This is a genomic window from Pseudocnuella soli (assembly GCF_004347775.1).
In the GTDB taxonomy this organism is placed as follows: Bacteria; Bacteroidota; Bacteroidia; order Chitinophagales; family Chitinophagaceae; genus Flavisolibacter; species Flavisolibacter aquaticus.
Window position 1 is genome coordinate 87,845 of record NZ_CP037755.1, and the last position, 20,699, is coordinate 108,543.

At 49.5% G+C, this 20,699-nt stretch carries 18 protein-coding genes; 11 read left to right on the plus strand and 7 right to left on the minus strand.

Annotated elements, in window-relative coordinates:
- The first annotated feature begins 82 nt into the window (after window positions 1-82).
- From EPD17_RS00395 to EPD17_RS00405, 3 genes are all read left to right on the plus strand, one after another.
- Window positions 83-1,045 carry a TerC/Alx family metal homeostasis membrane protein gene (locus EPD17_RS00395; protein WP_114237387.1) on the plus strand — a complete coding sequence of 321 codons (963 nt, stop codon included), beginning with the start codon at window positions 83-85 and terminating at the stop codon, window positions 1,043-1,045.
- Window positions 1,046-1,209: 164 nt separating this feature from the next.
- Window positions 1,210-3,660 carry a bifunctional UDP-N-acetylmuramoyl-tripeptide:D-alanyl-D-alanine ligase/alanine racemase gene (locus EPD17_RS00400; protein WP_132050821.1) on the plus strand — a complete coding sequence of 817 codons (2,451 nt, stop codon included), beginning with the start codon at window positions 1,210-1,212 and terminating at the stop codon, window positions 3,658-3,660.
- A 683-nt stretch (window positions 3,661-4,343) separates the two neighbouring features.
- Complete coding sequence (locus tag EPD17_RS00405; protein ID WP_114235750.1) at window positions 4,344-5,114, plus strand: lipoprotein signal peptidase; 771 nt, start codon at window positions 4,344-4,346, stop codon at window positions 5,112-5,114.
- 306 nt (window positions 5,115-5,420) lie between these two features.
- On the opposite strand, the gene ruvC is transcribed toward EPD17_RS00405, so the two are convergent.
- Window positions 5,421-5,999, minus strand: a complete 579-nt coding sequence (gene ruvC / locus EPD17_RS00410) for a crossover junction endodeoxyribonuclease RuvC (protein WP_132050823.1) — start codon at window positions 5,997-5,999, stop codon at window positions 5,421-5,423.
- A 101-nt stretch (window positions 6,000-6,100) separates the two neighbouring features.
- Here ruvC and EPD17_RS00415 point away from each other — a divergent pair, with 101 nt between their 5' ends.
- The 6 genes from EPD17_RS00415 to EPD17_RS00440 all read left to right on the plus strand — a co-directional run bounded on the left by EPD17_RS00415 (window position 6,101) and on the right by EPD17_RS00440 (window position 10,251).
- Window positions 6,101-7,096: a lysylphosphatidylglycerol synthase domain-containing protein gene (locus tag EPD17_RS00415; protein WP_132050825.1), complete on the plus strand. Its 996-nt coding sequence runs from the start codon at window positions 6,101-6,103 to the stop codon at window positions 7,094-7,096.
- Entirely contained in the window at window positions 7,083-7,901 is an 819-nt protein-coding gene (locus EPD17_RS00420; RefSeq protein ID WP_240040694.1) for a DUF3108 domain-containing protein, read from the plus strand. The genes EPD17_RS00415 and EPD17_RS00420 overlap by 14 nt, the downstream gene beginning before the upstream one ends.
- A 125-nt stretch (window positions 7,902-8,026) precedes the next feature.
- Window positions 8,027-8,557 carry a hypothetical protein gene (locus tag EPD17_RS00425; protein ID WP_132050827.1) on the plus strand — a complete coding sequence of 177 codons (531 nt, stop codon included), beginning with the start codon at window positions 8,027-8,029 and terminating at the stop codon, window positions 8,555-8,557.
- A 24-nt stretch (window positions 8,558-8,581) separates the two neighbouring features.
- Window positions 8,582-9,418 (plus strand): maleylpyruvate isomerase N-terminal domain-containing protein, encoded by an 837-nt coding sequence (locus tag EPD17_RS00430; protein ID WP_132050829.1) that lies wholly within the window; start codon window positions 8,582-8,584, stop codon window positions 9,416-9,418.
- 42 nt (window positions 9,419-9,460) lie between these two features.
- Window positions 9,461-9,877, plus strand: a complete 417-nt coding sequence (locus EPD17_RS00435; protein WP_132050831.1) for an SRPBCC family protein — start codon at window positions 9,461-9,463, stop codon at window positions 9,875-9,877.
- Window positions 9,878-9,936: 59 nt separating this feature from the next.
- Window positions 9,937-10,251: a hypothetical protein gene (locus EPD17_RS00440; RefSeq protein ID WP_132050833.1), complete on the plus strand. Its 315-nt coding sequence runs from the start codon at window positions 9,937-9,939 to the stop codon at window positions 10,249-10,251.
- Between the two features lie 10 nt (window positions 10,252-10,261).
- On the opposite strand, the gene EPD17_RS00445 is transcribed toward EPD17_RS00440, so the two are convergent.
- The 6 genes from EPD17_RS00445 to EPD17_RS00470 all read right to left on the minus strand — a co-directional run bounded on the left by EPD17_RS00445 (window position 10,262) and on the right by EPD17_RS00470 (window position 15,787).
- Window positions 10,262-11,125: an MBL fold metallo-hydrolase gene (locus EPD17_RS00445; protein ID WP_132050835.1), complete on the minus strand. Its 864-nt coding sequence runs from the start codon at window positions 11,123-11,125 to the stop codon at window positions 10,262-10,264.
- 169 nt (window positions 11,126-11,294) lie between these two features.
- Window positions 11,295-12,617 (minus strand): MFS transporter, encoded by a 1,323-nt coding sequence (locus tag EPD17_RS00450; RefSeq protein ID WP_132050837.1) that lies wholly within the window; start codon window positions 12,615-12,617, stop codon window positions 11,295-11,297.
- A gap of 258 nt (window positions 12,618-12,875) precedes the next feature.
- Window positions 12,876-13,478, minus strand: coding sequence for a methyltransferase family protein (locus EPD17_RS00455; protein ID WP_132050839.1), 603 nt, complete (start codon window positions 13,476-13,478; stop codon window positions 12,876-12,878).
- 134 nt (window positions 13,479-13,612) lie between these two features.
- Window positions 13,613-14,476, minus strand: a complete 864-nt coding sequence (locus EPD17_RS00460) for an undecaprenyl-diphosphate phosphatase (protein WP_132050841.1) — start codon at window positions 14,474-14,476, stop codon at window positions 13,613-13,615.
- Between the two features lie 21 nt (window positions 14,477-14,497).
- Entirely contained in the window at window positions 14,498-14,767 is a 270-nt protein-coding gene (locus EPD17_RS00465; protein ID WP_114235740.1) for a DUF3098 domain-containing protein, read from the minus strand.
- A 147-nt stretch (window positions 14,768-14,914) separates the two neighbouring features.
- Window positions 14,915-15,787, minus strand: a complete 873-nt coding sequence (locus EPD17_RS00470) for a cell division protein FtsX (protein ID WP_114235739.1) — start codon at window positions 15,785-15,787, stop codon at window positions 14,915-14,917.
- Window positions 15,788-16,048: 261 nt separating this feature from the next.
- On the opposite strand from EPD17_RS00470, the gene EPD17_RS00475 reads away from it, so the two are divergent.
- Both EPD17_RS00475 and EPD17_RS00480 read left to right on the plus strand, forming a co-directional pair.
- Window positions 16,049-19,012 (plus strand): leucine--tRNA ligase, encoded by a 2,964-nt coding sequence (locus tag EPD17_RS00475; protein WP_132050843.1) that lies wholly within the window; start codon window positions 16,049-16,051, stop codon window positions 19,010-19,012.
- A gap of 776 nt (window positions 19,013-19,788) precedes the next feature.
- On the plus strand, window positions 19,789-20,688 hold the full coding sequence (locus EPD17_RS00480; RefSeq protein ID WP_132050845.1) for a LytR/AlgR family response regulator transcription factor: 900 nt from the start codon (window positions 19,789-19,791) through the stop codon (window positions 20,686-20,688).
- The last annotated feature ends 11 nt before the right edge of the window (window positions 20,689-20,699 follow it).

A 20,699-nucleotide genomic window follows, 5' to 3' on the forward strand; every position in this document is an offset into this window, starting at 1 on the left:
CACCATCTATTAACTATCATCTATCATCCGTCATCTACCATCATTCCTCCCTTACCTTTGCTCGTTTAAGAAACACCGACATATGACACCGGATCAGATAACGTATTTGGTTTTTGGAATAGTTGTAGTGATTGCCCTCATATTTGATCTGGGTCTTTTCTCTAAAAAAGATACAGAAGTAACGCTGCGCACCGCCTTGTACCAATCCCTGTTCTGGGTAGGTTTGGCACTGGCTTTTTTTGCGTTCATGTGGTGGATCGAAGGCTCCAAAGCGGCACTGGAATACCTCAGTGCTTACCTCATGGAAAAAAGCCTGAGCATCGACAACATCTTTGTCTTTATCCTTATTTTTTCCTTCTTTAAAATACGCACCGATCATATATCCCGGGCGCTGCTCATTGGCGTGCTCATGGCCATTGTGTTCCGCATCATCTTTATTTATGTGGGCGTGGTGCTGGTAGAGCGGTTTGAGTGGATCCTGTACATTTTTGGTGCGTTCCTGGTGTACACCGGTTTCAAGATTTTTACCGCCAACCAGGAAGCAGAATTCGATCCGGCAGCCAGCCCCGTGTATAAATTCCTGAACCGCTTTTTTCCCATCATTCATGAAGATGTAGGCGGTAAGCTGACGGTAAAGCGAAACGGCAAAAGATATTACACCAACATGTTCCTGGTGATTGTAATGCTGGCCACTACCGACCTCGTGTTTGCGGTGGACAGCATACCCGCCGTGTTTGCCATCGTAACCGAATCGCACAACAAAGAATTGATCATTTATACCAGCAATATTTTTGCAGTGCTGGGGTTGCGGGCCTTGTTCTTTTTGCTGCGCGGCGTGGTCAACAAGTTCGATTACCTGCAGCAGGGCATTGCCATTGTGCTCATCTTCATTGGCCTGAAAATGCTGGTGGCCTTCTTCGACATACATATTCCCATTTACGTGTCGCTGATATTCATCGTAGTTTGTCTTGCCGGTTCAATTTTTTACTCTATTTACCACAAACGCAAAGGCGTGCCCGCCGATGTGGAAGATGGCACCTTGTAAATAATTTGAAGATTTGAAAATGTAGTAATGAAGGGAAGGGTGGTAAAAGGTGATTTACAAACTGCCTTTAGGCAATCATAATTCATCATTTCCTAACCCGCCACTTTTCCACTGCACTGTAACCCATTTTCAAATCTTCAAATTGTAAAATTTTCAAATTCACAATGCCCTACACCGCCGCCCAGATCGCCCAGTTGATTGCGCCCCACGCGGAGTTGCCCCAACCGGCGCTGGTAGTGCGGCAGTTGCTCACCGACAGCCGCCACTTGGTGCAGGCCGATGAAACCCTGTTTTTTGCACTGCCCGGCCCGCGCCGCAGCGGCGACGCTTTTATCGCTGATTTGTACGAACTCGGTGTCCGCAATTTTGTGGTGCAGGATGCGGCCATTGCTGCATCACTGCAAGATGCTAACGTACTAATAGTGCCTGATGCGTTGGCCGCTTTACAACAGCTGGCTGCACATCATCGGCAGCAATTTTCCTTTCCGGTCATTGGCATTACGGGCAGCAATGGTAAAACGGTAGTAAAAGAATGGCTGTACCAATTGCTGCAGGAAAGCTTTGCCATTGTGCGCAGCCCGCGCAGCTACAACTCGCAGGTGGGCGTGCCGCTTAGTGTGTGGCAAATGAGCGAACAACATACGCTGGGCCTTTTTGAAGCAGGCATTTCGCAGCGGGGCGAAATGCAGCGGCTGGCGGCAATCATTCAGCCCACCATTGGCGTATTTACCAACCTGGGCGAAGCGCACAGCGCCGGATTTACCAGCAATGCCGACAAGGCCGCCGAAAAATCGCTGCTGTTCCGGGATGCGGACGTGGTTATTTGCCAGGAAAAATATGCACCGCTTTTTGCGGGCAAAAACCTGCTGGTGTGGGGCAGCAGCGCCAATAGCGGGTTGCAGGTTTTGGGCATCAAAAAAGAAAGCACTACATCCGTGCTGCACCTACAGGCGGCAAGGCAAACGCTGGAAATAACCATTCCATTTACCGACGAAGCTTCTGTTGAAAATGCAATTACCTGCTGCGCCGTGCTGGTGTATTTGCAAAAAAACCTGGAGCTGTATAAAGACCGTTTTGCAACCCTGCAAGCGGTGGATATGCGCCTGCACCTTTTTGAAGGCATCAACGGCTGCAACATCATCAACGACAGCTACAGCGCAGATCTTACTTCGCTGTCCATTGCGCTTAATTTTTTAAAACAACAACAAACCGGCCAGCCACGCACCGTTATCCTGTCGGATTTTGTGGAAAGCAAAAAAGCCGACGAGCGGCTGTACCAGGACATTGCCAAAGCGCTCCGCCGCAGCGGCGTGCACAAGCTGGTGGGCATTGGCGAACACATCAGCGAGCAATTGCCCCAGCTGCTCGACGAACAAATTACCGCAAGCTTTTACCCCACCACCGAAGAAGCGCTGCGCCATTTTCGCACTTCGCAGTTCAGCAACGAGCTGGTGCTCATTAAAGGTGCCCGTCGTTTTGGGTTTGAACGCATTGCCCGCCTCTTTGAACAAAAAGTGCATCAAACGGTGCTGCAGATCAACCTCAACGCCATGGTGCACAACCTGAAGCAGCACCAGCGCCTGCTGCAACGCGGCACCAAACTGATGGCTATGGTCAAGGCTTTTTCGTACGGCAGCGGCGGCGCCGAAATTGCCTCGGTGCTGCAGGCCAACAGCGTTGATTACCTGGGTGTGGCCTACACCGACGAAGGTGTGGAGCTGCGCCGCGAAGGCATTTCGCTGCCCATCATGGTCATCAACGCCGATGCATCTTCGTTTGATGCGCTGGTAGACTACAACCTGCAACCCGTTATTTACTCCGAAGACCTGCTGCAGCGATTTGGACAGTACATTGCTGCACAGGGCCTCAGCATGTGGCCGGTGCACCTGGAGGTGGAAACCGGCATGAACCGCCTGGGGTTTGCCGTAGGCCAAATGGCTGCTGTAGCCGAAAAGATCGCTTCAGAAGGACTGCTGAAAATAGAATCGGTATTCAGCCACCTGGCCGCCAGCGAAGATCCTGCGCAGGATGCGTACACACTGCAGCAAGCCCATTTACTGCAAGAGGCCGTTGGCATTTTGCAACAACATATTGCCTATCCGTTTATCCGGCATATTGCCAACTCCGCCGCCATTTTGCGCCACCCGCAATTGCAGCTCGATATGGTGCGCCTGGGTATTGGATTGTATGGTGTGGAAACTGCTACCTCTGCGCTTGAGCTCCAGCCCGTGGCCACGCTCCGTTCCACCATTGCACAGCTCAAAACGCTACAGCCCGGCGAAACGGTGAGCTACAACCGCCGCGGCGTTATTGATCATCCCACCACCATTGCCACGGTGCGCATTGGCTATGCCGATGGTTATGCCCGCCGCCTGGGCAACGGCGTGGGCAAGATGTGGGTGCAGGGCCGGCTGGCGCCTGTGGTGGGCACCGTTTGTATGGACATGACGATGATTGACGTAACCGGCATCGGCGGCGTGCAGGAAGGCGACGAAGTGATTGTATTTGGCCCCCAGCTTTCAGTGCAGCAGGTAGCCGCCTGGGCGGGCACCATTCCCTATGAAGTAATGACCTCTATTTCGCAACGGGTAAAGCGGGTGTATTTTCAGGAATAAAATGCTGCTTTATCGACGATAGGAATACCGCCGAATGTTTGGGAAGCTTCCATCTCTTCAAGAGATGGAAGCTTTTTTATGTAGCCACCTGTGGTAATGCTATTATGCTTTTGTTGCGTCGCACACTTGTACGTTCTGTATCACTATTGTGCTTCACAAATGTACCTGTAGTAAACTGTTTCCTTTTATTAGCTGTCATGCCGAGCTCCATTCGACATCTCCTACATCTATCGGAGGCTACAAGAGCACAAGGGGATGCCGAATGGAGCTCGGCATGACAAACCCTGATTGTATTAAGTGTCCTACAGCACCACTGAAATCATACTCTTCGATTGTAATACCATTTACCCAATCCCATCTTCCTTAGCCCGAAGGGCTGCCGAAAATGCTTCAACGCACTCATTTCCTAAATTCTTTTGCTTGTCATCCTGAGCGCAGCGAAGGATCTGAGCCTGCACCAGCAAAAAACTTTGAAGCATCAAAGGATCTGCCTCTTATCCAACCATGCCTCATTTGCAACACGCAGATGCTTCGCTGCGCTCAGCACGACAAAACACTAAGCCCTGATCAAACAATGAAATATCCACCTAAAATCTTAACACCTTGCTACCATGTTGCGCCGGTACACCTGCAGGAGGTATTGTCCCCGCTTCCCTTATCTTTGAAACCCTAATAAACTTAATGTGAAACTGCGTTCTGCTGTATTGTTGATTTTGCTGGTGATCCTTGCCGACCAGGCGCTGAAGGTCTGGATCAAGACCACCTTTCCGTTTGGACATATTACCAATGTGTTGGGCCTGTCGTGGTTCCGGCTGTATTTTATCGAAAATGAAGGTATGGCCTGGGGCTGGAAATTTGGCGGCGAGTGGGGCAAAATGCTGCTGACGCTGTTTCGCCTGGTGGCGGTTGGTTTTGGTACCTGGTACATCGCTAAAATTGTTCGCGAACGCTACACCACCGGTTTCATTGTTTGTGCCGCTCTCATCTATGCCGGTGCGTTGGGCAACCTGATTGATTCGCTGTTTTACGGCTTGATTTTCAGCCAAACCACCTACACCCAAATTGCCGAAGCCCTGCCTCCCGGTGGCGGCTATGCGGGCTTTTTGCACGGCCACGTGGTTGATATGTTGTATTTCCCCATCATCCAAACCAACATGCCCAGCTGGGTGCCGTTTATTGGCGGCAAGCCGTTCGAGTTTTTCAGCCCTATTTTCAACATCGCCGATGCCTCTATCTCAATTGGCGTACTGGTGCTGCTGGCTTTTCAGAAAAGGTTTTTCCATAAAGAAGAAGATGATGCGCCACTTGCCGAGCCCGAAACTACTACGGCCGCAGAGCAGGAGGCCACCATTACCGATGAAACTATTGCGCAGCCCGCTGTACCCAACGATCCTTACTATGAATACGGTCCACGCACAACCGACGAAGGGCAACAGGAAAAGAAGCAGGATTAAAGATCAAACCCGTCTGCAATTTCACAAAACGGATTCAGACAAGCCATAAACAAAGAGCGGCGTTGCAAATGCAACGCCGCTCTTTGTTTATGGGCAATAGTTTGAACTTTGGTACTGTCATGCCGAGCTCCATTCGGCATCCCCTTATGCTTTCGTAAACGCCGATAGATGTGGGAGATGCCGAATGGAGCTCGGCATGACACGTACTGCGTGACAAGATTTTATATTGGTTGCAATATTGTATTCATTCAAATCACTTATCCCTTCCCGTCTTTCCTGACTTTACTGTCTTTCCTGTCTTCCTTTCTACCCCACCCGCTCCGGGTTTTGCTGAATAAACTGGTCCCAGCCCGCTTTGCTCCGCGACCGCTTATTGGGCGTAGCGCTGGCTGCATAAGGCCGCTGCGCCGAAAAATGATGACACACCGCCACCGCCAGTGCATCGGAAGCATCAAACACCTGTGGCCGGTCTTCCAGTTTGGTGATGCGCTGCAGCATTTGCCACACCTGCTCTTTATCGGCATTACCGTTGCCGGTAATGGCCTGTTTTACTTTTTTAGGCGAGTATTCGGTAACGGGCATATCACCAGCCATGGCAGCCGCAATGGCCACGCCCTGTGCCCTGCCCAGCTTCATCATACTCTGCACGTTTTTACCAAAAAACGGCGCTTCAATAGCAAACTCATGGGGTTTGTACAGGCGCACCAGCTCGGTAATTTTTAAGTAAATGAGCCGCAGGCGTTCGTAGTTGTCTTTTTTGGAGGAAAGTTTCAGTGCATCGATGGCCAACACTTCCAGGTCTTCGCCGGAGGCGGCAATAATGCCATAACCCATAACCAAGGTTCCGGGATCGACGCCTAAAATAATGGTAGCAGGTTTTTTCATAGGAATCAAGTTGCCGCAGTGGCTCAAAGTAGGCGTAAAAAACGGTGTATTGTCGTGTTTCCTATTTCTGCCTTTTGAATTTTTACTTTTGCCTTCTTTTTATGCCGCCCAACAAAAGTATCAAAATCTTCATCAACTATTTTTTAGGTCCGTTGCTGGCGGTGTGGCTTGGCTTTTCCATTTACCGGCAAATAGTGCAACAGCCTCACCTCGAGGCTTCGTGGGTTGCGGTAAAACGATCATTTTCCTCATCAAGAGTTTTGCTGTTTGCAGGCGCCGTGTTGCTGGTGGTGGCCAACTGGGGCATCGAAGCCCGTAAGTGGCAACTATCGGTGCGCAGCATACATCCTGTTTCATTTGGCAAAGCATTTAAAGCGGTACTCTCCGGCGTTTCGTTTGCCGTAAGCACGCCCAACCGCATGGGCGAATACCTGGGCCGCATGTTGTTCCTGCCCGATGGGTTCCGGCTGCGCAGCATTTCCGTTACGTTGGTGGGGAGCATCGGGCAGTTGCTCATTACGCTGTATGCAGGTTTCGCCGCATTGATGGTGCTGAAAAATGCGTTAACGGCAACGCCGTACTATTCAAAAGTGTTGTACCTGTTTGCGCTGTTTGGTGTGGGCGCCAGCGCCTTTTTTTTAACCCTTTTTTATTTTGAAACCGGGGCGCTTGGGCGTTTGTTAAACAAGTGGCTGAGCAAAACCCGGTACCGATACCTCATTGAAAGCCTCGAGGCGTTCAGCAACCGGCTGCTGCTCCAGTTGCTCTTACTATCGGCGCTGCGCTACGCGGTGTTTGTGCTGCAATACCTGTTGCTGTTCCGGTTTTTTGGCGTGCAGGTAGGGTTGTGGGAGGGCACCCATGCCTTGGGCATGCAGTTTTTAACCATGGCCGTTATTCCATCCATCGCACTGGCCGAAGTGGGCCTGCGTGGTGAGATCAGTCTGACGCTGCTCGGGCTTTTTTCAACCAATAGCCTGGGCATTGGTTTAACCACGGTAAGCATCTGGTTCCTGAACTTAGTCATACCCGCAGTAGCCGGAACTGGTTTAATTTTGAGCGTTCGTTTTTTTAATAAACAAAATGAAAAAGATTAGTGTTGCGATGGTATTGCTGCTGTCCTGCTGGGGCATGGTGTCGATGCGGAAGCCCGTGGCCCCGCCCGATGAATTTTGCGGCATCCGCAACTATACTTTTTCCAACGGCGAACAAATCAGCTACACCGTTTTTTACAACTTGGCTGGTGTGTTTGTCAATGCCGGCGCAGTTTCGTTTACCACCACGCTTCAACAACTCAATGGCCGCCCGGTATATCATGTAGTGGGCGATGGCCGCACCCACAACTCTTACGACTGGATCTACAAAGTGCGGGACCGCTACGAAACTTTTATCGACACGGCCACGATGCAGCCCTTAAAATTTATCCGCAACGTCAACGAAGGCGGCGATAAGATTTTTGAAACCATTGCTTTCAACAAAGCCACCAATACTGCCGTTACCAACAAAGGATCATTTAAAGTGCCAGCCTGCGTGCAGGATGTGTTGAGCGCTATTTATTATGCCCGCAATATTGATTATGCCCGCTACAAAAAAGGCGACAAAATTCCGTTCAGTATGTTTTTGGATGGCGAGTTGCACAACCTGTATGTGCGCTACCAGGGCACCGAAGAAATCAAAACACGCTACGGCACATTCAACTCCATTAAGTTTAGCCCGCTGCTGATCAAAGGCACCATCTTCGAAGGCGGCGAAAAAATGACCGTGTGGGTAAGCAACGATGCCAACCGGGTGCCGGTGCGCATTGAAAGCCCCATCATTGTGGGTTCGGTAAAAGTGGACATGATGGGATACAAAGGCCTGCGCTACCCGATGGGTGCATTGAAAAAACTGCGCAAGGATTGATGCATACACGAAAGCGGCGAACGCATTTTTACCCATAGGTTAAGGGCGGGTACATGGCGAAGCTTTTATATATTAGCGAAACCATTGGCCAGCGGCCGGTGGTCTCCCCTTAAAAATGCGCAACCATGACTTACTTACTCTGGACCATATGCAACATCGCCCTGCTGCTGTTCTTTATCTACGTTTGTTTCCGCGCAACCAAAGTGATCCGGGAAAAAATCGGTGGCCTGGCGGCACTGGTGTTTGTGATTGGGCTGCTTTCATTTGCCAACAGAAGCAAAGACCTTGATTCAACACTGGTACCGAATCAACAGTATCCAAACAGCTTTGTGCAGCAAACAAACAGCGATGTGCTACCCAAATCCGAAGCTTCGGCCCAGGTGGTCATTGCAGATTATGTTGGAACCGACCTGCATATGTCTGTTGGTTTTAGCCGGACAGGCACGCAACAGGCCATGGCTGCTACAAGGGTATACTTTTCATTTGAAGGAATGGTGGGCGGTCACCAGTGGCAGCCCAGAGAAGTGTCGTTTAATCGAAATGCAGCAAACGGAACCATCAATTATGCAGGCAATGGATTACTCAAGTGGTGCATTTTAGGCATACCGGTATATACGCAAAACAAATTGTTCACCGGGGCGATCAACCTACAATAACGCAATTGTTCATCCTCATTTTACATGCACCAACTTACCCCGCCCATTGATGTTGCCCACCTGCTGCCGGTGCTGGATGAACAACTGATTACTTTACTGAAATCCTTAACTCCTGAAGACTGGCATAAACAAACTGTTGCCAAACTTTGGACTGTAAAAGACGTTGCAGCGCATTTGCTCGATGGCAACATCAGGATATTGTCGATGCTGCGCGATGGCTATTTTGGTGAAAGTGCAAACGTTCAGTCGTACGAAGAGTTGGTGCAGTTTTTAAACCGCCTCAATGCCGACTGGGTGCAGGCCATGAAGCGGGTAAGTCCCGATATGCTCATATTATTACACCAAATAACAGGGCCGATGTTTTGCCGCTATTACCAATCGTTGAACCCCTGGGATACCGCCACATTCTCGGTGGCTTGGGCCGGCGAAACGGAAAGCAAAAACTGGATGCATATTGCACGGGAGTACACCGAAAAATTTTTGCACCGGCAACAAATAAGGGATGCGGTAAATAAACCCGGCATCATGACCCGCGATTTCTTTTATCCCTTCATCAACATATTTATGCAGGCATTACCTTACACCTACCGGCATGTTGATGCACCATGGGGAACCGTTGTGCAGCTTACGGTGCTTACCGATATTGGCGGCACCTGGCACATACAAAAAGAGGAAATGGGCTGGCAGTTGCACCACGGTAGCGCAGCCAGTGCCGTTGCAGCATTAAGCATTGACCCGGAACTGGCATGGAAACTTTTTTCGAAAAGCCTGCGACCCGATGATGTTCGGCGCAGCGTGGCCATAGCGGGTAACGAAGCCCTTGCCGAAACTGCTTTGTCGATGGTTTCGGTAATGGCATAATTACTGAATGGAAGCAACGATCAACCCAATACAAAAATAAAAATGCAACCAACAAAAGTTACTGTAACAACAACAGTTGCAGCACCGATCGATCAAGTGTGGGCGTATTACACACAGCCCGAACATATTACGCAATGGAACTTTGCCACCGACGAATGGCAATGCCCGAGGGCCGAAACCGATCTGCGGCCAGGCGGCAAACATTCGGCCAGGATGGAAGCAAAAGACGGCAGCTTTGGTTTTGATTTTGAAGCGGTGTATGACATCATCAATCCTCCCAACCAACTGAGTTATACCATGGCCGATGGCAGGCAGGCCACTACACTATTTGAAGCAACCAGCAACGCTACAAAAGTTACCACTACTTTTGATGCAGAAACAATGAATAATGTGGACATGCAACAGCAAGGCTGGCAGGCGATCTTGAATAATTTTAAAAGATACGCGGAAGGCAAATAATGCGCATACCTACAGCTAACCGCGAACAGATATCATGTTGTTTTGAACCACCGATTTAAATGAGCAATCCAAAGACGCAATATCAGCAACAGTACTCTCTAATTCGATTTTTTATTGAAGGATTGGGTTGGTTGCAAATTCTTGCATCGCCATTACTTGCGGGCATTGTTGTTGGATGTTTAGTTTACCTCGCACAACCCAATCCCGTTGGCATGATGATCGGCGTTGCCAGCGCCATAATGGGGCTGGTTGTTGGCATTGTTTGGGCAACAAAAACATGGAAGAAGAAAGGTACTGTTCGTTTTATGTCAAGGGTTATTGCAACCCCTGAACTTGATAAAAAGTTAGAGGAGCAAAATGATGTTCCTGTTTGAAAATACCGGATTATCCCAACGTTGATAATGCAAACGCTTCCTTCATCCTGATCCCTTTTTCCGTTTGCTCCAGCGTGCAGCATTCCCACTTAGGATCGTGCTCAAAAAACAGGATGTAATCATTTGCCAGCGCTTCTTCAAGAAAGACCTTTTTCTCGCCCAAAGTAGTCAGCGGAAACATATCATACGCCATTACATACGGCAGCGGTATATGCCCTGCAGAAGGCAGCAGATCGGCCATATACACAATAGTTTTTCCTTTATATTGTACCTGCGGCAGCATCATGCTTTCGGTGTGGCCGCTTACAAAACGCAGCGATATATTTTGCGCAAAAGGCGCCTGCGGCAAACGATCTTTTGCAGGCTGCGGCATGGTGATGAATGCCAGTTGCCCGCTTTGCTGAATGGGCAGAATATTGTCCTTTAAAAAAGAAGCTTTTTCGCGGTCGTTGGGATGCACGGACCAATCCCAGTGTTGTGCATTGCTCCAGTATTGCGCATTTTTAAATGCAGGTAACAAACGATCACCTTCGCGGATGATGGCACCACCGCAATGATCGAAATGCAGGTGCGTTAAAATAACATCGGTAATATCATCGCGGTGAAAACCGTGTTTTGCCAACGACTTGTCCAGCGTATCATTTCCATGCAGGTAATAGTGGCCAAAAAACTTTGCATCCTGTTTATTGCCAATGCCGGTATCCACCAGAATCAGCTTTCCTTCATCTTCAATCAGCAGCAGGCGCATGGCCCAGGTGCACAGGTTATTATCGTCGGCAGGATTGAGCTTTTGCCAAATGCTTTTGGGCACCACACCAAACATGGCGCCGCCATCTAGCTTAAACAGTTCGGTATCGATGGTGTATAGTTTCATGCGTGCAATTTGAAAATGGGCTGATTTGAAAATTTGAAAATAAATGAATTAAAAAATGAAGCAGTAAACGGCAAAAAAATATCTCCTTAAATGATGCATCAACAATGCAACGATTCGAACGATAGTTCACCAATTAATTACATCTTTTCCCCCTCCCATTTTCAAATTTTCAAATACTCAGATTTTCAAATTTTTTCTGCGTTCGCAATGTATGCAACAACAACAGCAAACCGACGATGAAAAACACCACCAGCGCCAGCACGGAGGTACGCTGAGAGCCGGTGAGTTCGGTAAGGTAGCCAAACGAAAACATCCCGATCACGATGCAGATCTTTTCCGTTACATCGTAAAATGAAAAGAACGAAGTAGTGTCTTTTGTTTCGGGCATGAGTTTGGCGTAAGTGCTGCGGCTTAACGATTGCACGCCACCCATTACAAAACCAATAGCAGCAGCCAGCGCATAAAACTCGTACACGCCATGCGTGGGCACATAATAGCCAATGATGCAGTTGATGATCCACACAAAAACGCAAACCATCAAGGCTTTGATGTTGCCGATTTTACCCGAAAGCCATGAAATAATATAAGCACCCGGAATGGCGATCAGTTGTATGAGCACAATGGCAATGATCAAATTGGTGGTGGGTATCTGCAACTCGCTTTTGGCATACAATGCCGCCGATAGCATGATGGTTTGCACCGCCATGTTGTAAAAGAAAAACGCAGTGAGGTAGCGCTTCAATACTTTGATCCGCTTTAGTTGCTGCCACACGGTGCGCAACTCTAAATATCCATTAATCAATGCACTGCGCTTGGGATCTACCAGGTGCATTTGGTAACGAGGCAAGCGCCGTAGCGGCACCTGCGCAAAGCCAAACCACCACAGGCCGGTGAGCAAAAATGAAAAACGGAATTGAATGGTGCTGGCCTCATCGCCACCGAGCAACTCGGGCTTGAACACAAATACAAAACAAATGATCTGCAGCAGCACCGAACCAACGTAACCATACGCAAAACCTTTTGCTGAAACGCGGTCGCGGTCTTGCGGTGCGGCAATCTCGGGCAGAAAGGAATTGTAAAAAACAAGGCTGCCCCAATAGCCGATGCAGGCAATGATCAAACAGGCTATGCCCAGTGCCAGGCGGCCCGGCGTAAAGAAAAACAGGGCCGAGCAGGCAAGGCTGCCCATGGTCATAAAAAAGGCCAGGAAGTTTTTCTTGTTGCCCCGTGTATCGGCAATGGAGGAAAGCAGCGGCGAAACCAGCGCCACCACAATGAAAGCCACGCCCAGCGCATAGTTGTACAACGCCGTATTTAAAAAGCTGCGGCCCATAAAACTAACGCGGTCAACGGTTGCTTCGTTGCCGTCGCCGGTGATGGCTTCGAAATAAGCAGGAAAAATGGTGGACGTAATAACCAGGTTGTAGGCACTGTTGGCCCAATCGTACAGGGCCCAGGCATTTACCACTTTTTTAGGGGCGGTTTGCTGCATCAGCAAACGTAATGTGATTTTGCGAAAAGCGGTAGTTCACTGAATAATTTACCGGCAACTAATAGACAACATTTGGCAGGGCTGCAGAAATGATCCAGTGCACCAAGCCTATTCATCACTAATGCGCATCCTGTTGTTGTCATGCTGAGCGCAGCGAAGCAACTGATCCCACCCATTCAAACATCTTTTCACTGCAATGATCACCCGAACATCGCTTGATGCAATTACGAGTGGCCGTCAAATCCGAAAGCATCATTTTTAAATAAGCCGTCTTACCCTTTTTTGATACTGCATATATTCCGCACCATGTTCCCGCACCAGAAATTCTTCTTCCAGCCTTATTTGCACCTGCATCAGCATATAACCCACCACCAAAAACAACAACGTGCATGCATTGGGTGTAACCAAAAAAACACCCACGAGGCTCCCGATCATGCCCAAGAAAATAGGATTGCGTGAAAGGCCGAACAGCCCCGCGGTAACCAGCTCCGTTTTGTTTGCAGTATCAATGCCAATACGCCAGGAGTTGCGCATATGGCTTTGCGCTACCACCGTCCACACCAGTGCCAGCACCAACAGCAGCAAACCTGCATACTGCACTATTGGATTTTGCAACCATGTAATGGGTAAAAAATAGGTGTGCATGCCCGGCAGAAAACTGTACAGCAGCACATACACAAACAGCGCGATGAGTGTTATTTTAAAATACCGCCCGATCAGCCCATATGCGCTATCGTCTTTGGGCAGCACCAGCGGATTGGTACCCGTGCGGCGCGCCACCAGCAATGTTTTTATCACAAAGGCAACGCCGAAATAAACCAAAAAATAAAGGGGCAGAATAATGCGCAATGCCGTGTCCATGTTCCAGATGTTTTAAAAAAGAGGAGGTGTTTTCATCTGAAAACGTAAACTAATGATGAATGATAAATGATGAATCCGGCTACTGCCTAAACAAGCACAACTCATAACTCATAATTCATAACGCATCATTCCCATCATCCCAGCCACCCCATGGCATACATGCCCAAGAGCACCAGGCCGGCAATGATGCGGTAAATACCAAAAACGCGGAACCCATATTTTTTTAGGTAGGAAATAAAAAAACGGATGGCCAGCAACGCCACTACAAAAGCTACCACGTTGCCCACTGCAAAGGCTTGTATATTTTCCTGCGTGGCAAAAATGATTTCGTAGCCTTTTACTTCCACACCCTCCTCGGTCCAGTCTTTCAAAAAAAGCGAATACCCCGAAGCGGCCACCATGGTGGGCACTGCCAGGAAAAAAGAAAACTCCGCGGCAAAATTGCGCGTCAGTTTTTGCTGCATACCGCCAATAATGGATGATGCGCTGCGGCTTACGCCGGGCACCATAGCCAGCAGTTGCCAGCAGCCAATAAAAAATGCTTTTTTAAACGTCAGTTGTTCGTCGGCTTCTACCAGTTCGCTGCGGGTGGTTTCGGCGGCCAGCAGGTCGGGGGTGGTATTTTGCGGAAACAACCGATCGATGTACACCAGTATGATGCCGCCCAGGAGCAGGGCAATGGCCACGATCAGCTCGGAGCCAAGCAAGGCTTCAATAGCATCGTTGAACAGGTAGCCGGCCACCAGCGCCGGGAAAACACCAGCAATAAGCTTGGCGTAAAACAGCGGGTTGGTAAACTGGAAAAACTTTTTCCAATACACCAGCACCACGGCCAGGATGGCACCCAGCTGGATGGATACTTCAAAAATTTTGGTGAAGGTATCGTTGCTGTGGCCCAGCAATGAAGAAGCAATAATCATATGTCCGGTAGAGGAAACGGGCAAAAACTCGGTAAGCCCTTCCACCACCGCAATAATGATTGCGTCGAATAAGGTCATGGGTGATATATAAGAAAAGCGCTAGGCTTTGGGATGGCGAAAAATAGCGTAGATCTCGATCACCAACCCGGCCAGGATGAGGATGGGTGCAATGGTGATGCGGGTGGTGCTGTACACCTCGTTGGCGTCAAACACGTTGGGGTCGGCGCTGCGGCCGCCGCCCATCAGCAAAAAGCCTACAACCATTACGGCTGCTCCAATCAGCATCCAGGTATAGTTGCTGCGGTCGAACATGCTGGCCCGGTTGGTTGCGGGCTCATCAATATGTAGGGGCGATCTTTTTTCTTTCATGATGTGTTGCACTTAAGCAGGGCAAAGAAAAGGAGAAAAAGGGAGAACTAGGTTAGCATACAGTCTTAAGGAATTATAAATTATAAATGATGAGTGATGAATTAGCCTGCATCTTCTTATTCATGATTCATCATTTATAACTCATAATTAATACAATTCATCCAGCTTCATGCGCAGGTATTTTACCACGCTGCGGTGGGTGCTGAACAGGGTAATGGAAATGCCAATAATGAGCAGCATCAGGAACAGGAGCAGCAGCAGGCTGTTGTCGCGCAGGGCCTGCAGGTCTGGTAAAAAGCGCTCCGCCACCACAATTACCACATAAAGCAGCGCAATAGCAATGACCGCCGAAATGCCGCCATTAACAATAGCCCGCACATTGAGCGGCTTGGCAATAAACCAGCGGGTAGCGCCCACCATTTGCATGGTTTTGATCAAAAACCGGTTGGAGAACATGGCCAGGCGGATGGTATTGTCGATGAGCACGATCACCATCAGGGCAATAAGTGCCGCCACGCCGGCCAGCGTAAGGCTGATGAGGTTGAAGTTGCGCTGCATTTTACCCACCACTGCGTTTGGGTATTTTACTTCATCCACCGCCGGGAAACGAGCCAGGTCGGTTTTAATGCCTACCAGCCTTGCCGAATCCACGAAATCGGCCTTAAGGGTAAAATCAATGGAAGTGGGCAGCAGCGCATTGTCGAGGAATTCGGTAAAATCCTCGCCGCCGCTTTTCATCCATTCCTTTTTCGCGGTTTCTTTATCGGTAAACTTCACGCCCTTGGTGTAGGGCTGTGCGGCAATATATTTCTGCAGGTTTTCGCGGGCCGTGTCCTGGATGTTTTGCTTTAGAAACACCTGTACCTCCACGCTTTCCTTAAAATACTGAATCAGCTTTTGCGAGTTGATGGTGATCCAGCCCACCACGCCCAGCAGAAACAGCACCAGCGTTACGCCGAGGATGGACATAAAGTATGAGGGTTTTCCGCGTTTGGATGCAGCTTTGCCAAATTGCGCCATGAGGATTCAGTTGTTTTGAAGTGCGGCAAAAATAGCGGTTTGCGCCTTACGGGCCGGATGGCGGCAGCAGCTTTAGTGGCTACTCAGGGCGCAATCCCATATTTTTGCCCTTCTTTAACGGCGAACGCCCCGGCTTATTGCCGGTGGTACGTGAAACGTCAATCGTCAATGGTGAAATGGCTGTTGGTACAGGCATTTCACCATTGACTGGTTCTATTCACGTTTCACCTTTCACGTTTCACGAAAAATTACAGCGCATCAATGGAATACAACTTCAGGGATATTGAACAAAAATGGCAGGCACAGTGGGAAGCATCCAAGGCCTACCAGGTGCCTAACAGGAGCAACAAACCCAAATATTATGTGCTCGATATGTTTCCCTACCCCAGCGGGGCGGGGCTGCATGTGGGCCACCCGCTGGGGTATATTGCCTCCGACATTTTTGCCCGCTACAAACGCAACCGCGGCTACAACGTGTTGCACCCCATGGGCTACGATGCCTTTGGCCTGCCCGCCGAGCAGTACGCCATCGAGCATGGCGTGCACCCGGCCGTAAGCACCGCCAAAAACATCGACACCTTCCGCAAGCAGCTCGATAAGATCGGGTTTTCGTTTGACTGGAGCCGCGAGGTAAACACCTCCCAGCCGGGCTATTATAAATGGACGCAGTGGATTTTCCTGCAACTGTTCAACAGCTTTTACAACCGCCAAACCGCCAAAACCGAACCCATCGAAGGGCTGGTAAAAATCTTTGAAGCGGAAGGAAACGGCAATCATCCCATACCTAACGCTAATTTCCAGCTGGCGTCAATCGTCAATCGTCAATCGTCAATCGGAAATAGCTTCACTGCAGAACAATGGAAAGCATTCGACGAAAAAACCCGGCAAACCATCCTCATGGAATACCGTGTAGCCTACTGCGGCTACGGCGAGGTAAACTGGTGCGAGGCGCTAGGCACCGTACTGGCCAACGATGAAGTGGTGAACGGCGTAAGCGAACGGGGCGGTTACCCGGTGGAGAAAAAACGCCTCCGCCAATGGTACCTGCGCATTACCGAATATGCCGACCGCCTGCTGCAAGGCCTGCAAACCGTTGACTTTTCCGACGCCATGAAGGAAATGCAAAGCAACTGGATTGGCAAAAGCACCGGCGCCGAAATTGATTTTGCCATTAAAGGCACCAATCAAAAATTGCGGGTGTACACCACCCGCCCCGATACCATTTTTGGGGTGGACTTTATGGTAATTGCCCCCGAGCTGGATTTGGTGCACGAAATAAAATCGAATGGGCAGGAAGGCGCCGTAGATGAATATATTGCCTATGTAAAAAGCCGCTCCGAACGGGAACGCATGGCCGAAAAAAAGATCACCGGCGTGGCTACCGGCGCTTATGCGGTCAACCCGTTTGATGGCCGCGAAATCCCCATCTGGATTTCGGAATACGTGCTGGCCGGCTACGGCACCGGCGCCATCATGGCCGTGCCCTGCGGCGATGAACGCGACCACAAGTTTGCGCAGCATTTTGGCATTCCCATCACCAATATTATTGGCGATGCTTACAATGGCGAGGAAGCCAATCCAACAAAAGATGCCATTCTTACCAATAGCGACTTTTTGAATGGCACCGTAATGCGGGATGCCATTGAAATTGTGGTGGGCAAACTGGAAGCGATGGGCATTGGCAAACGCAAAACCAATTTTAAAATGCGCGACGCTGCGTTTAGCCGTCAGCGTTACTGGGGCGAACCGTTTCCTATCAAGTGGATTGATGGCGTTGCTTACCCGCTCTCCGAGGCTGAACTGCCGCTGGAGTTGCCGCATGTGGACAGCTATGGCCCCGGTCCCGAAGGCGAAGGCCCGCTGGCAAACATTGAAAGCTGGACATCGCAGCAACTGGAAACGAACACCATGCCCGGTTATGCCGGTTCGTCGTGGTATTTCCTGCGCTATATGGACCCGCAAAATGATGCTACATTCTGCGATAAAAACGTTTCTGATTACTGGAACCAGGTTGATCTATATGTAGGCGGCACCGAACACGCTGTTGGCCACCTGCTCTATAGCCGCATGTGGACGAAAGCTCTGTACGACCTTGGGCATATTTCTTTTGACGAACCGTTCAAGAAGCTGTTGAACCAGGGGATGATTCAGGGCTCGTCGCGTTTTGTTTATAGAATAAGTGGTACAAACATTTTCATTTCTAAATCGTTTCAACAAAAATTACTAGAGGGTAATTGGGAGGAATTTGAGCAAGCAAGAGAGGAAATAAACTCTCAGTTAGGTTATACCGCAATTACAGTTGATGGCACAATTAGCGAAGATCTATTAAGAAAAAAGTACACTGAAGAAGAACTAAGTTTAGTTGACATACATGACTTTTTTAGGGCAAGTAAAATTGATGCCCTTCATGTTGACGTTAACATTGTTGATGGAACAACTCTTGATTTAGAGGCATTCAGAATCTGGAAACCTGATTTTAAAAATGCGGAGTTTATTCTTGATGAAGATCGAACTAGGTACATCTGCGGCTCGGAAGTAGAGAAAATGTCCAAATCCAAGTTCAACACCGTTAACCCCGACCACATCGTTAAACAATACGGCGCCGACACCTTCCGCATGTACGAAATGTTCCTCGGCCCCGTGGAAATGAGCAAGCCCTGGGAAACCAAAGGCATTGAAGGCGTACACCGTTTTCTTAAAAAGCTTTGGCGCCTCTATGTGGATGAAATCAAAGGCACCATCGTTACCAATGATGCACCCACTGCTGCCGAACTAAAAGTGCTGCACCGCACCATCAAAAAGATCGAAGACGATATTGAACGTTTTTCGTTCAACACCTGTGTGTCGGGCTTCATGGTTTGTGTGAACGACCTGAGCGATCTTAAATGCCACAAGCGGGCCATCCTCGAGCCGCTGCTGGTGCTGCTCACGCCTTTTGCGCCGCATATTTCCGAAGAACTTTGGAAGTTGCTGGGCAACGAAGGCTCGGTGCTCGATGCGCCCTTCCCCAAATTTGAAGCACAGCACATTGCCGAAAGCAGCAAGGAATATCCCATTTCGGTAAACGGGAAGCTGCGCACCACCCTCACCATTTCGCTGGACGCCGCCCAAGCCGAAGTGGAAGGCCTGGTGCTCCAAAACGAAGTGGTACAAAAATGGCTCGAAGGTAAGCAGCCCAAAAAGATCATTTTTGTAAAAGGCAAAATGGTGAACCTGGTAGTGTAATAAGCGCAGAAAAACTGCTTGTTCAAAGGATGCATTTGTCCAGCCGTTCAATACGTTCAAAGCCACAAAGATTTTGTCTTTGTGGCTTTTTTATTTTTTATGTAAACGGCTGTAGTATTGCCATTGGGCGCCTGTTGCGTCGCACACTTGTGCGGTTGGTATCGCTATTGTGCTTTACCCATGTACCTGTAGTAAACCATTTCCTTTCATTAGCTGTCATGCCGAACTTGTTTCGGCATCTCCCTGTGCTTTAGGAAACCCTGCTTATAAAACGGGATGCCGAAACGAGTTCGGCATGACAAACCCTGATTGTAATAAGTGGGCTGCACAATCACTAAAATTTTGCCCTTTCCTTCGGATATTCTTTACACCCAATCACGCTTTTTGCCTGTCATCCTGAGCGCAGCGAAGGATCTGAGCCTGCACTAACAAAACACTTCGAAGCATCAAAGAGTCTGCCTCCTATCCAATCATTCCTCATTGGCACCACCCAGATGCTTCGCTGCGCTCAGCATGACAAACAGCAACCGAACTGCTCAATAAAAAAGACCTGAAAGCAAAAATCGAATAACTACTTAAAAGCCATAAACAACCAAACCCTCACACCATTTCTGCATCACCCAAAACACCCCAACACCACCAACAATTAAACAACTTAAACCCGTCAACATCTTGAACCCATTGAACATATTGAACCCATTGAACAAATTCAACAATGCCCCAACCAGCCCACAACAACACACCCCGCTTCCAACCGCAGCAAATATCTTTGCACCATGCGCCGCTTTCTCCTGCAGCCTTATCCTTTTGTGTATCATGTTGGCCGCAAACTGCGGGTCTGCGCCGGCATCGGGCTGTTCATCACCCTGTTCCTCGGCGTGTTTCAACCCTTTGGCCTGTCCACCCTACCGCAGCAAACGGTATGGCTGCATGCCCTGCTCTTTGGCCTGGTTACATTTGTGATTAGTGGTTTGCTGCAAGCCGGCCTGCCCCGAATTTTTCCACAGCCTTTTTCCGAAGCCCACTGGAAAAGCTGGAAAGAGCTGCTCTACCTTTTTATCATCCTTCTTTTTGTAGCAGCCGGTAATTATGCATTGCTCGAAGCGCTGTATGGCAACACGCATGGCCAGCGCTCCTTTTGGAGTGTGCTGCTCATTACTGCGGAGGTGGGTGTGTTCCCGCTCATCTTTGTGGTGTTTTTAAAACAACTGATGCTGTACCGCCGGTACGCAGCAGCAGCGCAAGAGGTAAACGTGGAATTAAAAGCGCCTCCTGCACCCCAAACACCTGAAGCGATTGCAGCACCACAACCTGCCCTGCTCACCCTGCGTGGCGAAGGACAAAAGGAGCAACTGGACCTGCCGGCAAATGCTATCCTTTTCATCGCCTCCTCCGACAACTATGTGCGGGTAGCTTTTTTAAAAAATAAAGCTGCCGCCAGCCAGCTGCTGCGGGCCTCGCTGAAAAGTATGGAGCAGCAGGTAGCTGCCCATCCACAACTGTTCCGTTGCCACCGCATGTATCTCGTCAACCTCGACCAGGTGGTGCAGGTAAGCGGCAACGCACAGGGCCTGCGGCTACACCTGCAGGGCAGCAGTGAGGCGGTTCCGGTGAGCCGTAGCCTTACCCAAACGGTGAAAGACCGGCTGGCGCACCTTTCCCATTCGCCCCAATAGCGCTGATATTC

Excerpts from the sequence above, each read along its gene's own strand:
- EPD17_RS00395 (WP_114237387.1), top strand. The coding sequence starts at position 83 with ATGACACCGGATCAGATAACGTATTTGGTTTTTGGAATAGTTGTAGTG.
- EPD17_RS00465 (WP_114235740.1), bottom strand. The coding sequence starts at position 14,767 with ATGAAAGAAAAAAGATCGCCCCTACATATTGATGAGCCCGCAACCAAC.
- EPD17_RS00425 (WP_132050827.1), top strand. The coding sequence starts at position 8,027 with ATGACTTACTTACTCTGGACCATATGCAACATCGCCCTGCTGCTGTTC.
- EPD17_RS00420 (WP_240040694.1), top strand. The coding sequence starts at position 7,083 with ATGAAAAAGATTAGTGTTGCGATGGTATTGCTGCTGTCCTGCTGGGGC.
- EPD17_RS00455 (WP_132050839.1), bottom strand. The coding sequence starts at position 13,478 with ATGGACACGGCATTGCGCATTATTCTGCCCCTTTATTTTTTGGTTTAT.
- ruvC (WP_132050823.1), bottom strand. The coding sequence starts at position 5,999 with ATGAAAAAACCTGCTACCATTATTTTAGGCGTCGATCCCGGAACCTTG.
- EPD17_RS00400 (WP_132050821.1), top strand. The coding sequence starts at position 1,210 with ATGCCCTACACCGCCGCCCAGATCGCCCAGTTGATTGCGCCCCACGCG.
- EPD17_RS00445 (WP_132050835.1), bottom strand. The coding sequence starts at position 11,125 with ATGAAACTATACACCATCGATACCGAACTGTTTAAGCTAGATGGCGGC.
- EPD17_RS00440 (WP_132050833.1), top strand. The coding sequence starts at position 9,937 with ATGAGCAATCCAAAGACGCAATATCAGCAACAGTACTCTCTAATTCGA.
- EPD17_RS00460 (WP_132050841.1), bottom strand. The coding sequence starts at position 14,476 with ATGACCTTATTCGACGCAATCATTATTGCGGTGGTGGAAGGGCTTACC.
- EPD17_RS00470 (WP_114235739.1), bottom strand. The coding sequence starts at position 15,787 with ATGGCGCAATTTGGCAAAGCTGCATCCAAACGCGGAAAACCCTCATAC.
- EPD17_RS00480 (WP_132050845.1), top strand. The coding sequence starts at position 19,789 with ATGCGCCGCTTTCTCCTGCAGCCTTATCCTTTTGTGTATCATGTTGGC.
- EPD17_RS00415 (WP_132050825.1), top strand. The coding sequence starts at position 6,101 with ATGCCGCCCAACAAAAGTATCAAAATCTTCATCAACTATTTTTTAGGT.
- EPD17_RS00435 (WP_132050831.1), top strand. The coding sequence starts at position 9,461 with ATGCAACCAACAAAAGTTACTGTAACAACAACAGTTGCAGCACCGATC.
- EPD17_RS00430 (WP_132050829.1), top strand. The coding sequence starts at position 8,582 with ATGCACCAACTTACCCCGCCCATTGATGTTGCCCACCTGCTGCCGGTG.
- EPD17_RS00450 (WP_132050837.1), bottom strand. The coding sequence starts at position 12,617 with ATGCAGCAAACCGCCCCTAAAAAAGTGGTAAATGCCTGGGCCCTGTAC.
- EPD17_RS00475 (WP_132050843.1), top strand. The coding sequence starts at position 16,049 with ATGGAATACAACTTCAGGGATATTGAACAAAAATGGCAGGCACAGTGG.